The sequence below is a fragment of the Acidovorax radicis genome (genome assembly GCF_020510705.1).
Taxonomy (GTDB): domain Bacteria; phylum Pseudomonadota; class Gammaproteobacteria; order Burkholderiales; family Burkholderiaceae_C; genus Acidovorax; species Acidovorax radicis_A.
This window is the reverse complement of sequence record NZ_CP075184.1, coordinates 4,725,270-4,738,670: the sequence shown is the minus strand read 5'-3', so window position 1 is coordinate 4,738,670 and position 13,401 is coordinate 4,725,270. Positions and strand designations below refer to the sequence as shown.

General features: G+C 68.1%; 15 protein-coding genes. 7 read left to right on the top strand and 8 right to left on the bottom strand.

The annotated features are described in order from the left end of the window. Positions 1-149 precede the first annotated feature (149 nt). From KI609_RS21745 to KI609_RS21735, 3 genes are all read left to right on the top strand, one after another. A complete protein-coding gene (locus tag KI609_RS21745; protein ID WP_226445601.1) occupies positions 150-662 on the top strand; it encodes a GNAT family N-acetyltransferase in 513 nt (170 codons plus the stop codon). Positions 663-824: 162 nt separating this feature from the next. Then, positions 825-1,076, top strand: a complete 252-nt coding sequence (locus KI609_RS21740) for a hypothetical protein (RefSeq protein ID WP_226445600.1) — start codon at positions 825-827, stop codon at positions 1,074-1,076. A gap of 375 nt (positions 1,077-1,451) precedes the next feature. Further along, complete coding sequence (locus tag KI609_RS21735) at positions 1,452-2,027, top strand: DUF1439 domain-containing protein (RefSeq protein WP_226445599.1); 576 nt, start codon at positions 1,452-1,454, stop codon at positions 2,025-2,027. 80 nt (positions 2,028-2,107) lie between these two features. Here KI609_RS21735 and KI609_RS21730 read toward each other — a convergent pair whose 3' ends face one another. Then, entirely contained in the window at positions 2,108-2,809 is a 702-nt protein-coding gene (locus KI609_RS21730) for an aspartate/glutamate racemase family protein (RefSeq protein WP_226445598.1), read from the bottom strand. Between the two features lie 146 nt (positions 2,810-2,955). Then, positions 2,956-3,879 (bottom strand): LysR family transcriptional regulator, encoded by a 924-nt coding sequence (locus KI609_RS21725; RefSeq protein ID WP_226445597.1) that lies wholly within the window; start codon positions 3,877-3,879, stop codon positions 2,956-2,958. A 147-nt stretch (positions 3,880-4,026) separates the two neighbouring features. Between KI609_RS21725 and KI609_RS21720 the strand changes: the two genes are divergently transcribed. After that, positions 4,027-4,857, top strand: coding sequence for an SDR family oxidoreductase (locus KI609_RS21720; protein WP_226445596.1), 831 nt, complete (start codon positions 4,027-4,029; stop codon positions 4,855-4,857). Between the two features lie 16 nt (positions 4,858-4,873). On the opposite strand, the gene KI609_RS21715 is transcribed toward KI609_RS21720, so the two are convergent. After that, on the bottom strand, positions 4,874-5,857 hold the full coding sequence (locus KI609_RS21715; RefSeq protein ID WP_226445595.1) for a LysR family transcriptional regulator: 984 nt from the start codon (positions 5,855-5,857) through the stop codon (positions 4,874-4,876). Between the two features lie 158 nt (positions 5,858-6,015). Here KI609_RS21715 and KI609_RS21710 point away from each other — a divergent pair, with 158 nt between their 5' ends. Continuing rightward, positions 6,016-6,927, top strand: coding sequence for an oxidoreductase (locus KI609_RS21710; RefSeq protein ID WP_226445594.1), 912 nt, complete (start codon positions 6,016-6,018; stop codon positions 6,925-6,927). A 105-nt stretch (positions 6,928-7,032) separates the two neighbouring features. Here the strand turns inward: KI609_RS21710 and KI609_RS21705 are convergent, their stop codons facing one another. The 3 genes from KI609_RS21705 to KI609_RS21695 all read right to left on the bottom strand — a co-directional run bounded on the left by KI609_RS21705 (position 7,033) and on the right by KI609_RS21695 (position 8,980). After that, positions 7,033-7,449, bottom strand: coding sequence for a hypothetical protein (locus KI609_RS21705; protein ID WP_226445593.1), 417 nt, complete (start codon positions 7,447-7,449; stop codon positions 7,033-7,035). A gap of 96 nt (positions 7,450-7,545) precedes the next feature. After that, a complete protein-coding gene (locus tag KI609_RS21700; protein WP_226445592.1) occupies positions 7,546-8,214 on the bottom strand; it encodes a glutathione S-transferase family protein in 669 nt (222 codons plus the stop codon). Continuing rightward, positions 8,207-8,980, bottom strand: coding sequence for an NIPSNAP family protein (locus KI609_RS21695; protein ID WP_226445591.1), 774 nt, complete (start codon positions 8,978-8,980; stop codon positions 8,207-8,209). The genes KI609_RS21700 and KI609_RS21695 overlap by 8 nt, the downstream gene beginning before the upstream one ends. 141 nt (positions 8,981-9,121) lie before the next feature. On the opposite strand from KI609_RS21695, the gene KI609_RS21690 reads away from it, so the two are divergent. Then, positions 9,122-10,123, top strand: coding sequence for a helix-turn-helix transcriptional regulator (locus KI609_RS21690; protein ID WP_226445590.1), 1,002 nt, complete (start codon positions 9,122-9,124; stop codon positions 10,121-10,123). A gap of 11 nt (positions 10,124-10,134) precedes the next feature. Here the strand turns inward: KI609_RS21690 and KI609_RS21685 are convergent, their stop codons facing one another. Next, positions 10,135-11,817 (bottom strand): methyl-accepting chemotaxis protein, encoded by a 1,683-nt coding sequence (locus tag KI609_RS21685; protein ID WP_226445589.1) that lies wholly within the window; start codon positions 11,815-11,817, stop codon positions 10,135-10,137. A gap of 356 nt (positions 11,818-12,173) precedes the next feature. Continuing rightward, positions 12,174-12,848, bottom strand: a complete 675-nt coding sequence (locus tag KI609_RS21680; protein ID WP_226445588.1) for a TetR/AcrR family transcriptional regulator — start codon at positions 12,846-12,848, stop codon at positions 12,174-12,176. Positions 12,849-12,959: 111 nt separating this feature from the next. Here KI609_RS21680 and KI609_RS21675 point away from each other — a divergent pair, with 111 nt between their 5' ends. Continuing rightward, entirely contained in the window at positions 12,960-13,388 is a 429-nt protein-coding gene (locus tag KI609_RS21675; RefSeq protein ID WP_226445587.1) for a VOC family protein, read from the top strand. The last annotated feature ends 13 nt before the right edge of the window (positions 13,389-13,401 follow it).

Here is a 13,401-nt window from a genome sequence, read left to right as displayed (position 1 = left end):
CTACCGTCCCGCCAGTCCCGCCGTCCCGCCGTCCCGCAGCTGGGCGTGTAGGCGAATGTGCGGTGGTGGGTGGTGTGGTGGTGTGGTGGTGCCCGTGGGTGTGCAGGCACGGGGCTGCCTGCGGTACCATCGCGCCCCTTCCGCCCTCCATGCACCCGGCCCCCGACATGACAGCGATCTCCATCCGCCCCTTTCGCCCCGCCGATGCGCCCGCCCTGCGCGCCCTGTTCCACGCGGCGGTGCATGGCCGCGCGCAGGCGCACTACACGCCTGAACAGCGGGCCGCCTGGGCGCCGCCGCAATACGACGCGGCGCAATGGGCCGAGCGCATGCAGGCCCTCCAGCCCTTCATTGCACAGGTGCAGGGCGCTGACGCCCTGGCGGGCTTTGCCGACCTGCAGGCCAACGGGTACATCGACATGTTCTTCGTGGCCCCCGCATATGCGCGCCGGGGCGTGGCCCGGGCGCTGATGGCACACATCCACGCGCAGGCTGCGCTGCGCGGCATCGCCCAGCTGCACGCCCACGTGAGCCTGACCGCCGAGCCCTTTTTTGCCGCGCAGGGCTTTGTGGTGCAGGAGCGCCAGCAGGTGGAGCGTGCAGGCGTGGTGCTGTGCAATGCGCGCATGGCGAAGTCGCTGGCAGTGGGTGGCGACTCCTGATTTGATAGCTGTTGGCGCTTGTTCATCAAGCGCCAATGGCCTGTTTGGCTTGCTATCCGCCCACGGTGCCATGTTCGCGCCTGCCGCTGTTGCCTTACAGTAGCCGCCCCCGCGTTCGCAGAACGCAAGCCCACCCACACATCGCCCCAAGGCGGCATCCCCATGACCAAAGACCTGGCCCGACAGAACGAACTCAAACCCATGACCCTGTGCGAGCCCTGCCAGGGCATCCAGCGCAACTGGCGCAAGGCCCCCGGCCATGCCGAGCTGGTGCAGCGCGGCAACCGCAAGGAAGACCGCGAGCAGGGCTCCGTCACCATCACCCGCTATGTGTGCGACCGCTGCGGCACGGCGTGGGAGTATGAGAACGACAAGGACAACCAGAAAGTCGGCTGGTCGGTGGTGGGCCGCTGAATATCAAAAGCCATCAAGAGGCCATCAAAAACAATAGCTGCCAGTGCTTTCTGAATAAGCGCTGGTGCCCGATTTGATCTGATGGTTGATGGGTCTCGGCGCCTTTTGGGGGCAGAGGCCCCAGCCCCATTCGCGGCCTTGGGGGTGAGTTCGTGGGCGCTGGCCGCGAACGAATTCACGCAGGAATGAATTGGATGGGATATCCAGTCCATTCAAAGGCCCAAAGCAAAGGCTGAAAGGCCCCAAGGCCGCGTCTTTCCATTGAATGAATGGATGAGGGCGAACTGCGCGATGCACAAATATCGCCGTGGCAACGACAGTCACGGCACCTTTTCAACGCATCCGTGTCCCACACCCCTTCAAGGAGAGACCCCCATGCCGCACCGCCGACGATTTCTGGCCACCGCCACCCGCGCACTCACCTTGGGCGGCGGTGCCTTGTGGCTGCTCGGGCGCGGGGTATGGGCGCAGCCCAGCTACACCGTGCCGCTGGCGCAGCTGCAAGAGATGGTGGCCACCAAGTTTCCGCGCAGCGTGCCCGTGCAGGGCTTGTTCGACCTGAACCTGCAGGCGCCACTGCTGCGCCTGCTGCCCGAGGTGAACCGCCTGGGGGCGGCCATGGCGGTAGACGTGGCGGGCCCTGCGCTGCGGCGCAGCCATGCGGGCAGCTTTGATGTGGAGTTTGCGTTGCGCTACGAGGCCAGCGACCGCACCCTGCGGGCCTACCAGATCCGGCTGGGGCGGCTGGCGTTTCCCACCCTCCAGCCCGCCGTGACGGAGCTGCTCAACGCCTACGGCCCGGTGCTGGCCGAGCAGTCGCTGCGCGAGGTCACGCTGCACCAGCTGCGCCCGCAGGACACGGCGGTGTTCGACGGCCTGGGCCTGCAGCCGGGGCCCATCACGGTGACGCCCAAGGGGCTGGCCGTGGCCTTTGTGAGCAAGCAGCCCTGATCCTGCTGCCGCCGCACATATCAAAAACCATAGCTGCCAGCGCTTGATGGATAAGCGCTAGCGGCCAAAAAGGCTTGAAACTAGCTCGCCTCCACCGCCCGCCGCAGGGCCGCACGGGCCAGCAGCCGCGTGGAGTCGAGCGTGGGCAGCGGCGAGTTGGCGTCGCTGAGGATGAGCGGGATCTCGGTGCAGCCCAGCACCACGGCATCGCAGCCGTCCTCGCGCTGCAGGCGGGCGATGATCTGCTGGAACGTGGCCACGCCCTCGGGGCGGATCACGCCGGGCACCAGCTCGTCCATGATGATGCGGTTGATCTCGCTGCGCTCGGCCTCGGTGGGGCGTACCCATTGCAGGCCCTGGGCCTGCAGCGCATCGGGGTACACGCTGCTGTCCACCAGCCAGCGCGTGCCGGTCAGCGCCAGGCGCCGGTGGCCGCGCGCCGCCGCCTCGGCCGCCACCACCTCGGCGATGTGCAGCCAGGGCAGGGGTGAATGGGGCTGCACCAGGTGGAACGCCTGGTGGATGGTGTTGTCGGGGCAGATCAAAAAGTCAGCGCCTGCGCGGGCCAGCTTGTGGGCCGAGGCGAGCATGAGGCCGGCCACGCCCTGCAGGTCGCCCCGGTCCAGGCAACGCACATAGTCGGCCAGCGAGGGCGTGTGCAGCGAGACCTCGGGGTGCGCATGGGGCTCGCCGAGCAGCGCGGCGCCTTCCATGCAGACGGTGCGGTAGCAAAGAGCGGCCCCTTCGGCGGAGCAGCCCACGATGCCGATGTGTTGGGGCATGAAGTTGGTCCAGATGGCGTGGAATAACGAAGAGGAAGAGGGCCCATTATTGCCAGCCCATCGTTGCGCCCCGGTGCCCCGGTGATCCGTGGTGCCCCGCATAGCGCACAACTCGCCAAACGGCCGCAGCACCAACGGGGCAGCGTTCAATCACCGCGCACCCGCTGCGCAAAACCGCGCTGCGCAAACTGCTCCACCACAAAGTCCACAAACACCCGCGTGCGCGCGGGCAGCAGCAGCTTGCTGGGGTAGTAGAGCGATGTGGGCCCCGCGTCGGCCCACCAGCCGGGCAGCACGCGCACCAGGTCGCCGCGTGCCAGCCAGGGCTGTGCAAAAGGCATGGGCAGCACGGCGAGGCCCAGGCCCATCAGCGCGGCCTGGCACATGGCCTCAGGGTCGTCGAACACGATGCGCGGGCGCAATGCCGCCGCTGCGGCGTCGCCCGCCTTGTTGCGCAGCGTGGTGACCGGCACGCGCCCCGTGCGAATGGCGCGCCGCGCAATGCCGTCCCAGTGCGCCAGGTCGGCCGGGTGCCGCGGTGCCTTGCGGCCCTTCAGCAGCGCGGGGGCCGCCACCACCACCAGGTGGATGGGCCCCAGCGTGCGCGCCACCATGTCGGGGTTCAGGTTCAGACCACCGCCAATGCCCGCGTCAAAGCCCTCGCCGATCAGATCGACCTGGCGGTTCTCGAAGCGCCAGTCGGGCTGGATGGCCGGGTAGCGCTGCAAAAAATCGGCGAGCAGCGGCACGATGTAGGCGCGGCCAAAGGCCTGGCCCATGCTGACCTTGAGCGTGCCCGCAGGCTGCTGCTCGGCCTCGGCCGCGTGGTCCACCGCATCGGCCAGCGCGGTCAGCGGCGCGCTGATCTGCCCGAGCAGGCGCTGCCCGCCCTCGGTGAGCGTAAGACGCCGCGTGCTGCGCTGAAACAGCCGCACGCCCAGGCCCGCCTCCAGCCGCGCCACGTTCTTGCTCACGGCGGCAGGCGTCAGGCCCATGAGCCGCGCGGCGGCCGAGAAGCTGCCGGACTCGGCGGATTTGACGAACGATTCAAGGTGGCTCAAGGGTTGCATGGCTCGTATTTTCAACCCATGGTTGAAAGAGATCCAGCCCATTAATGGCTACCGCAAAGGCAATGGTTTGTCGACACTGAAGGTGTTTCTGGCTCCAGTTCCTTTCTGTTCCTTATTTTTCTATGCCCTTCTATTTGGAGAAACACCATGTCGACTGATTCCGCTTCTACTTCTTCCGCGTCTTTCACTTCTGCCACTTTGGCTTCGTCCACCCCCTCTACGCCCACCCCCGGCGTTCTGGCCGGCAAAGTGGCCTTCGTCACCGGTGGAGCGCGCGGCATCGGCGCGGCCATCGTGCGGCGCCTGGCGCGCGACGGGGCTGCGGTGGCCTTCACCTACAGCAGCTCCGAAGCGCCCGCCAAGGCGCTGGCTGCGGCCATTGAAGCGGCGGGTGGCCGTGCCCTGGCGCTGCATGCGGACAGCGTGGATGCCGCAGCCCTCACGCAGGCGGTGGACCAGGCCGCACACACGCTGGGCCGCCTCGACATACTCGTCAACAGCGCTGGCGTGGCGATTGCGGGTGCGCTGGACAGCTTTGCGCTGGCCGACTTCGACCACACGCTCAACGTGAACGTGCGCGCCGTGTTCGTGGCCACCCAGGCCGCCGTGCGCCACATGGGCCAGGGTGGCGCCTATGGCCGCGTCATCACCATCGGCAGCACCAACTCCGACCGCGTGCCATGGGCCGGCTTCAGCGTGTATGGCATGAGCAAGGCCGCCATCGTGGGCCTTACCAAAGGCCTGGCACGCGACCTGGGGCCGCGTGGCATCACCGTGAACAACGTGCAGCCCGGCCCCGTCAATACCGACATGAACCCTGCCGACGGCCCCATGGCAGGCGACATGCACGGCCTGATGGCACTGAGCCGCCACGCCCACCCCGACGAGATCGCGGGCATGGTGGCCTACCTGGCGGGCCCCGAGTCGGGCATGGTGACGGGCGCCAGCCTGCTCATCGACGGCGGCTTCGCGGCCTGACCGGTCCGCGCGGCGGTCACTGCGCCGTCTTGCGTGCGCGGGGCTTTTTCTGAACCGCAGGGCCGTGGGCCGCCAGCTCCTGCGGCGTGAGAGCGTAGGCCGGGTTGTCCGCCACCATCTCCACCGCCAGGTCGATGAAGGCCCGCACCCGCGCGGGCAGCGCGGTACGGCTGCCGTAGTACACGTACAGCGCCAGGTGCTGCGCCACATGCTGGGGCAGCAGCGGCACCAGCTGGCCGCTGCGCACCAGCGACGCGGCCGTGACGCCCACCAGCTGGCCCACCGCGTGGCCGCCCAGCACCGCGCGGGCCTCGACCTCGATGTCGTTGGTGCAGAACGCGGGGTGCACCGTGCGCGCCACGATGTCGTCGCCCACCTGGAACTCCCATGGCATGGGTTTGCCGGTGGATGGGTGCCGAAACCCGCTGCAGCGGTGCTGCGCCAGGTCGTCGATGCTGGCGGGCGTGCCGTGGCGGGCGATGTAGGCGGGCGCTGCGCACACGATGAGCTGCAGCGTGAGCAGCCGCCGCGCCACCACGCCGCCCTCGGGCGGGTAGCCCGAGCGGAAGCCCACATCCACGCGGTCTTCCACCCAGTTGCCGATGCGGTCGTCCAGCTGCACATCGGGTTCGACCTGCGGGTGGCGGCGGCAGAACTCGTGCAGCACCGGCCAGATCACCTCCAGCACGATGGAGCGCGGCGCCACGATGCGCAGCGGCCCGGCCATCTCCTCGCGCCCGCGCCGCACGCCCTGCACCGCCTGCTGCAGCGTGGCCAGGCCCGGCTGCGCCGACGCCAGGAACTGCCGGCCTTCCTCGGTGAGGCTCAGGCTGCGCGTGGTGCGGTGGAACAGCCGCACACCCAGGTGCGACTCCAGCTGCACCAGCAGCTGGCTGGCCGCCTGGGGCGTGATGCCCTGCGTGGCGGCCGCCTGGCGCAGGCTGCCCAGCTCGGCGGCCTTGACAAAGTTGGCGACCGCGCGCAGTTCATTGATGGCCATGGTGGTCGGGCATTGTGTGCGATGTTGTGTGCGATGGATTGGCAAGCAATGCTTGCAAATGAATCCAGAAATTATGGGCTAGTCGCCTGGCAATGGGTTGCCTAAAGTCCACCGCCATGGGCACTGCCCATTGCTCAACACCACCTCAAGGACCTGCCATGAACGCCGCACACGCCACCCCCACTACAGCCACCACCACCACCCGTTCTTCGTACCCCCGCGTCTGGATGATCACCGGCGCCTCGCGCGGCATTGGCGCGCGCATTGCCGAGGCCGCGCTGGCCCAGGGCGATGCTGTCATCGCCACATCGCGCAATACCGCATCGGTCGCCCAGCGCCTGGGCGCCCACGACGCTCTGCTGCCCCTGGCGCTGGACGTGACCGACGAAGCCCAGGCGCAGGCCGCCGTGCAGAGCGCACTGGCGCATTTCGGCCGTATCGACGTATTGGTCAACAACGCGGGCTATGGCCTGCTGGGCGCGGTGGAAGAGTCCACGGCCGACGAGGTGCGCCGCCTGTACGAGACCAATGTGTTCGGCCTGCTGCACGTGACACGCGCCGTGCTGCCCACCATGCGGGCGCGCCGTGTGGGGCATGTGATCAATATCTCCTCGCTGGGCGGCGTGCAGTCGTCCGCCGGGTTTGGCCTTTACTGCTCTACCAAGTTTGCGGTCGAGGGCATCACCGAGGCGCTGCACGCCGAGCTGGCGCCGCTGAGCATCCACGCCACGGTGGTGGAACCCGGGTATTTTCGGACCGAGTTCCTCGATACGGCCTCGTTGGTGGTTTCACCCCGGGTGCTCGACGATTACGCGGCCAGCGCTGGCGCGGTGCGCGAGGCGGCCCGCCGCATCAACCGGAACCAGCCCGGCGACCCCGTGCGCCTGGCCCAGGCCGTGATGCAGTTGGTGGCAAGCCCCACACCGCCGCTGCGTCTGCCGCTGGGCACCGACACGCTGCAGACCATTGCCGACAAACATGCTTTTGTTGCGCAGGAAACGGCGCAGTGGCGCGCTGTGGCTGCGTCCACAGACTTCCCCTCCAACGCACCGGAGCAGGGGCAGTCTTGACTAAACCGGGCGCGCAAACTCCATCACCCAGTTCACCTCCCAGGTGGCGCCGTCGTCGTCGGAAAACGCCTGCTGCCAGCGCGGCGCGCCGGTGTGCATTTGCGATCATTCAAAGCGCACGCGGATGGGCCGGCCTTCCAGGGTGTCGGTGCCGTCGAAGCGTCCAACGCCCTCGTAAAAACCTCCCACCACCGGGGGCTGCAGCAGGCCGGTGGCGGGGTCGATGCCTCCGGTGGTGTTGTCGAGCCAATAGATGCTCCAGCGCTGCGACGGCGGGTTGAACACGCGCAGCGACATGCCCACGAAGCCGGGCTTCCAGGTGGCGGGGATGAAGTCGTCGTAGTTGCCCATGCCACCGGGCAGGGGCCGTGCGGTGCCGGTGGCGTCAAACACCTCCCAGTCGGTGCAGCCCGCCAGGCGCCGCACCAGGCGCGTGTTGTGAATGCGCCAGGGCCCCATGAGGAAGTCGAAGTCGCGCGCTGCAGGGTGGCCGTCGGCCGTGGGGTGGGAGGTGTTTTGCATGGTGTGATGTCGTGAGGGTTTCGTGGGTTGGAGGAGGTGAATTGGGTGAATGAGGTGGATGAGGAAAGCGCGGGTGCCGATGGCCCAGGGAGGGCGTCAGGGCGCCAGGGCTTTGTCGGGGTGCACCCAGCTGGGCAAGGCGCTCAGCGAGTCCAGCCACCGCGCCACGTGCGCAAAGTCTTCTGCGGCGATGCCGGTCTCGGCCAGCCAGAACAGGTACGCAGAGCAGGCCAGGTCCGCGATGGTCGGGCCCGAGGGCAGCAGGAACTCTGTAGACGCGAGCGTTTGGTCCAGCGTGGCCAGGTCGGCGGTGGCACGGGCGCGCAGATAGTCCAGCACGTCGGCGGGCTGCGGTGCCCACCGCAGTGCAAACCGCAGGTTAGGCACGCTGAAGCCGATGCGGTTGCTCTCCCAGAACAACCATTCCACAACGGTGCCCCGTTCCGCAGGCGCGCCACCAAAGCGGTGGGTGTGCTGCGCGAGGTGGATAAGGATGGCGTTGGACTGGCAGTGCGCGCCCCCGGTTTCATCGACGAGCACCGGCACCTCGCCAAACCGGCTGGCCGCAACAAAGGCTGCGGGGCGCGGGGCCCGGGGCGTGTCGAGCGAAATGCATTGGTAGCGGTGTGCCGTGGCTGACAGCAAAAGCAGCGACCGGACCTTGTACGAGTGGCCCGACCCCACCGCTCCATACAGCAGCAACGAGGGGGTGGTGGGCGCTTGCGCTGGCGTGGTGGTCGGCATGGCGCGTTGACGGTCAGGCATGGCACGCCGACCGCCCAGTGGGCTGCAGCCGGTGGGTTTCGGGCGCGCGCGATGGCAGCAGCCAGGGCGCCAGACCTGCTGCCACATCGCGCGCCCAGGCACCGCTGTCGGCAAAGGACTGCAAGGCGGTCTCATCGGTGAACAAGGCCAGGCCCAGCAGCACCTGCTCGCCCTCGCGCACCGGCAATCGAGGAAAGGTGTTGGCGCTGGGCTCGGTGCAGTACCAGGCCACCTGGCGTGCGCCGCCGCGCTGCAGCGTGGGTGCCATGCGGCGGCGGCAAAAATCCAGCAGCGCGGGCGTGGCAGCCTCGCGCAGGGTGAACACGGTGGCGTCGAGCGAGCCCGGCGCAGGTTCGCTGGCGCCGGGGGCTGGGCGCGCATGCTGCGGCAGTGCGGCGGCCGCACCGGGCCATGCCGGGCGAAGCAACAGCACGTTGTCCGAATCGACCATCGTCGCGTTGGCCGCATCGCTGTGCGCCGCCCACACCGGGCCGCCGTAGAACGCCTCCAGCGCGCGGCGGCGTGCTGCCATGTCGGCAAAGCCGCGCAGCCAGACAAACAGATCGGGCTGATCCAGGTCGCGGAACTGGCCAATCACGCGCATGCCCTGCGCCTCCTGGGCCTCGATGAACGCGCGGTCGAACAGGTCGATGAGCACGTCGCGTTGCCTTGAGTGCAGCGTGTACTGGCGCAGTTCAATGACATGGCAATCGTCCAACGAGGGCGTGGGGCTGCCGTGCGGCGTTGCCAAGGCGGTGTCGGGCATGGGGGCTCCTGGTGGTGGTGTGGGGCAGCGCAGAGTCAGGGGCGCAGTCTGCGCTGAAATACCTGCCACCGCATGGCAGGTATTTCGGATATCGTTGGGTTTCTTTTTTGGGTTGCGTGGGCACTCGCCTCGGGTGCCACCGTGCTCTCCACCCTTGCCACCATGCGTGCCAGCCGTCTCCTTTCCCTTCAGATGCTGCTAGAAACCCAGGGCCGCATGAGCGCGCAGGCGCTGGCCGATGCGCTGGAGGTGTCGGTGCGCACGCTCTACCGCGACGTGGACCAGCTCAGCGCGGCCGGTGTGCCCATCTACGCCGAGCGGGGGCGCAACGGGGGCTTTGCGCTGCTGCCGGGCTGGAAGACCACGCTCACGGGCCTCACGCCATCGGAGGCGCAGGCCGTGTTCCTGAGCGGTCTGCCGGGCCCCGCGCAGGACCTGGGTCTGGGCGGCGATGTGGCGGGAGCGCGTCTGAAGTTGCTGGCGGCACTGCCCGCCGCCTGGCGCGATGACGCGCAGCGCGTGAGCGCCCGCCTGCACCTGGACCCGGTGGACTGGTACCGCGAGAGTGACCCCACGCCGCACCTGCCCACGGTGGCGGCTGCCGTATGGAGCGGCCACCAGATCACCCTGCGCTACGAGGGCTGGGCGCGCACGGCAGAGCGCACCGTGAGCCCGCTGGGCCTGGTGCTGAAAGCGGGCGTTTGGTACCTGGTGGCTTTGCCTATGGGAGCCGACGCGCGCGGGCCACGCACCTACCGGGTGTCGAACATCCTCGCGGCCACGGCGCTCGACCAACCGGCCAAGCGCCCAGCCCGCTTTGACCTGCCGGGCTACTGGGCCGCGTCGATCCGGCGTTTCGAGTCAGGGCTGTACACGGGCGATGCCACGCTGCTGGCCACGCCCGAAGGGCTGCAGGGCCTGCGCGCACTCAGCAGCGCCGTGGCGCGTGCTGTGGCCGCCGCCCCGCCGTCGCGCCGCAAGGACGGCCGCACGGCCGTGACGATCCCCATCGAGTCGGTGGAGCATGCCTGCGGGCAGATGATGCGGCTGTCACCCCAGGTGGAAGTGCTGCGGCCCATGGCGTTGCGCCGCGCGCTGGTGGCTCGGGTGCAGGCCACAGCGCGGCTGTACGGCGCGCAGTAGCGGTGCCCTGACTAAGCGGCTTTCAGCGCCTTGGGGAACGGAGCCCGAACGCCCAGGGGCTGCATCTTCACGGCGCCTGGCCGCTGTTGCGGCGGGCGCTGCACATCCGCTACGGTGCGCACGGACTCTTCCACGCGGAACACCGCCACGGATTCCACCAGGCCATGGGCCTGCTGGTTCAGCGTGTGCGCGGCAGCCGCCATCTGTTCCACCAGCGCCGCATTTTGCTGGGTGGACTGGTCGAGCTGGGCCACTGCACTGCCGATCTGCCCGATGCCCACGCTCTGCTCGCGGGTGGCGGCGCTGATTTCACCGATCAGGTCGGCCACGCGGTTCACCTCGCCCACGATCTCGGTCATGGCGGAGCCTGCGGTGTGCGCCAGTGCGGACCCTGTCTCCACCTTCTCCACGCTGGCCTCGATGAGCGACTTGATTTCCTTGGCCGCCTGCGCGCTGCGCTGGGCCAGCGTGCGCACTTCGCTCGCCACCACCGCAAAGCCCCGGCCCTGCTCTCCAGCCCGGGCGGCCTCCACCGCTGCGTTCAGCGCAAGGATGTTGGTCTGGAACGCAATGCTGTCGATGACGCCGATGATGTCGCCAATGCGGCGCGAACTGGTGGTGATGTCATCCATGGTGCTGACCACCTGGGCCACCACCGTGCCGCCGTGTTCTGCGGCCTCGCGCGCTGCCGATGCGAGCTGAGCCGCTTGCTGCGCGGTGTCGGCGTTCTGCTGCACCGTGGCGGTCATTTCTTCCATGGAGGCCGCGCTTTGCTGCAGATTGCCGGACTGCTGCTCCGTGCGGTGTGAGAGGTCTGCATTGCCCGTCGCAATCTCCTGGGAGCCCGCTTCAATGGCCGTGGCCGATGAGCGCACGCGCCCCACGATGCTGGCCAGGGCGACCTGCATGTCCCCCAGCGACGCGAGCACGCTGCTGGCGGGCGCCGTGGCGCTGCCGGACACGGTGCCCAGGTCGCCTGACGCAACGCGCCGCGCAGCCGCGCTGAGTTGCACAGGGTCTGCTCCCAGAGACCGCATCAGGCTGCGGTTGATGAGCGCAGCCAGCGCCGTGGCCGCCAGAATGGACACCACGGTAGCCAGGATGAGCATGAGGCGTTTGTTGCCAAACTTTTCAGCCGCGTGGCTGATTTCCTGGTCTGCGGAGGCAGCGACGGCTTGCGTGTATTCAGTCGTATTGCTGATCAACTGCTTCAGGAGCGGCTGGCATTCGGTGTTCATCTTGGCGATCGCCTCGTCCTTCTTGCCATCCCGCGCGAGGCCCACGATGCCCAGCGCCACGGGGCCGTAGCTGCGCTCGATGGTCTGCAGTTGCTGGAACAGCTCGCGCTCCCTTGCGGGGGCTTGTGCTGCATTGGCCAATGCCTCGCGCAGTTCTGCCATCTTGGTCTGCACGCGCTCGTGCGCTGCCATGACCGCGGAGGTCTCCGCCTGCAGGTCTGCGGCGCTGGTCAGCAGGATCAGGTTACGGGCCGCAATGGCCCGTGCATTGGCCGCCTCCTGGATGTCGCGCGCCACTCCGCCCCGGTGGAATTCGCTATCCACAAAGCGTTGGAAGTCTTCGCGTGCGTCGCCCAGGCTGCGCAGCGATAGGAGGGAGACGGCGATCAATATCGCGATCAGCACAGAAAAGGCGAACGCCAGCTTTTTGGTGACGGTTTTTTGATGGAAAGCCATGGAAATTCCGGATGAATGTCGGGCAAGACAGAAGCGTCGTACGACGCACTGACAAACGTTTGCCGAGAAAGAGAAAAGGTGACGGGTGCAGCGCGTTGCAACTGCTTGTATCAATTTGTGAATTGTCAGTCACAAAGCGACACCATCGTGTAGCCCCCGTTCGACAACCTGCTCTGCCGAGGGGAATCAATTCTTGTTACAAACCAGCGAATGTGAATCAGTGCTACAGGACGGAGGGCGGGTGAACCCGGTCTGCCAGTGCGGGGGCGCGCTGCTGAGCCACTGAGGCCGCCGACAACAGAGCTGCCCGATAAGCAATGCGGAGCGTGTGCGTGTGGCCTCGTTGGGCCGCGCGCTCACAGCCCCCGTTCCACCATGTCGAGCAGCCGCTGGCTCAGCAGGTCCAGCATCTGCTGGGGCGTGCCGCGCAGCGGCCCGTCGATGGCAAGCAGCGCCATGCCGTGCACCGTAGACCAGGCCAGGTATTCGGCGCCCGGGCGGCGCGCGGGTGGCAGGGCGCCAGCAGTGACCAGATCGTCCAGCGCCGCGCTCAGGTGCTGGAAGGGGTTGAGGCCCGTGGCGCCGCCCATGGCGGGGTCGGGGGTTTGTTGCACCGTGAAGCGCCCGCCAAACGCGGTGCGAAAGAGCCCCGTCTCGGCGTGCGCGAACCGCAGGTAGCCGGCGCCCACGGCGCGCACCCTGGCGTGGGCCTGCGCGGTGGGGGTGCCGGTGGCGGGCAGCTGGGCCAGCTCGGCCTCCATGGACCGCGCGGCGGCGGCCACGGCAGCGGCGCGCACGGCGCCCAGCAGGTCGTCGCGGTTGGCGAAATGGCGGTAAGCCGCATTGGGCGCCACACCCGCGCGGCGCGTGGCCTCGCGCAACACCACCGCATCCGGCCCGCCCTGGCGCGCCAGTTCGATGCCCGCGTCCAGCAGCGCACGGTGCAAATCCCCATGGCGGTAAGTGGTGCGTGCGGTGCCTGCGGTGGGCGCGCGGGAGGTGGCGGCTTTGTTGCGGGTACTTACGGTCATGGGTGGTTTGGATGTGGACACTGTCCATTATCTTTGCTATTGTTTGTGGACGGTGTTCACAATTGCGCGCCGAAACGGTTGCCGACCCGCCAACCCTCCCAGGAGACCCCCATGAAAGTCGAGCCCTACCTGATGTTCGAAGGCCGCTGCGATGAAGCGCTGGAGTTCTACCGCCACGCTTTGGGCGCCCAAGTCACCATGCTCATGCGCTACAAGAACAACCCCGAGCCTGCCGCCGGCGAGGGCTGCGCCGACGGCAGCGGCCCAGGCCCCACGCCCGAGATGGTCATGCACGCCTCGTTCACCGTGGGCGACACGCAGATCATGGCGTCTGACGGCATGGGCTCGGGCCATGCAAACTTCCAGGGTATCTCGCTGGCGCTGAGCCCCGCCAACGCGGCCGATGCCAAACGCTATTTCGACGCGCTGGCCGATGGTGGCAAGGTGCAGATGCCCCTCACCAAGACCTTTTTCTCGCAGGCGTTTGGCATGGTGGCCGACCGCTTTGGCGTGCCTTGGTTGGTGGTCGCCCCCGAATGAGTGCGACTGCCAT

Bases quoted from the DNA above. Each gene is read 5' to 3' on its own strand.
- KI609_RS21680 (WP_226445588.1), bottom strand. From the start codon at position 12,848: ATGACCGTAAGTACCCGCAACAAAGCCGCCACCTCCCGCGCGCCCACC.
- KI609_RS21705 (WP_226445593.1), bottom strand. From the start codon at position 7,449: ATGCAAAACACCTCCCACCCCACGGCCGACGGCCACCCTGCAGCGCGC.
- KI609_RS21740 (WP_226445600.1), top strand. From the start codon at position 825: ATGACCAAAGACCTGGCCCGACAGAACGAACTCAAACCCATGACCCTG.
- KI609_RS21725 (WP_226445597.1), bottom strand. From the start codon at position 3,879: ATGCAACCCTTGAGCCACCTTGAATCGTTCGTCAAATCCGCCGAGTCC.
- KI609_RS21695 (WP_226445591.1), bottom strand. From the start codon at position 8,980: ATGCCCGACACCGCCTTGGCAACGCCGCACGGCAGCCCCACGCCCTCG.
- KI609_RS21735 (WP_226445599.1), top strand. From the start codon at position 1,452: ATGCCGCACCGCCGACGATTTCTGGCCACCGCCACCCGCGCACTCACC.
- KI609_RS21745 (WP_226445601.1), top strand. From the start codon at position 150: ATGCACCCGGCCCCCGACATGACAGCGATCTCCATCCGCCCCTTTCGC.
- KI609_RS21720 (WP_226445596.1), top strand. From the start codon at position 4,027: ATGTCGACTGATTCCGCTTCTACTTCTTCCGCGTCTTTCACTTCTGCC.
- KI609_RS21675 (WP_226445587.1), top strand. From the start codon at position 12,960: ATGAAAGTCGAGCCCTACCTGATGTTCGAAGGCCGCTGCGATGAAGCG.
- KI609_RS21715 (WP_226445595.1), bottom strand. From the start codon at position 5,857: ATGGCCATCAATGAACTGCGCGCGGTCGCCAACTTTGTCAAGGCCGCC.
- KI609_RS21700 (WP_226445592.1), bottom strand. From the start codon at position 8,214: ATGCCTGACCGTCAACGCGCCATGCCGACCACCACGCCAGCGCAAGCG.
- KI609_RS21685 (WP_226445589.1), bottom strand. From the start codon at position 11,817: ATGGCTTTCCATCAAAAAACCGTCACCAAAAAGCTGGCGTTCGCCTTT.
- KI609_RS21730 (WP_226445598.1), bottom strand. From the start codon at position 2,809: ATGCCCCAACACATCGGCATCGTGGGCTGCTCCGCCGAAGGGGCCGCT.
- KI609_RS21710 (WP_226445594.1), top strand. From the start codon at position 6,016: ATGAACGCCGCACACGCCACCCCCACTACAGCCACCACCACCACCCGT.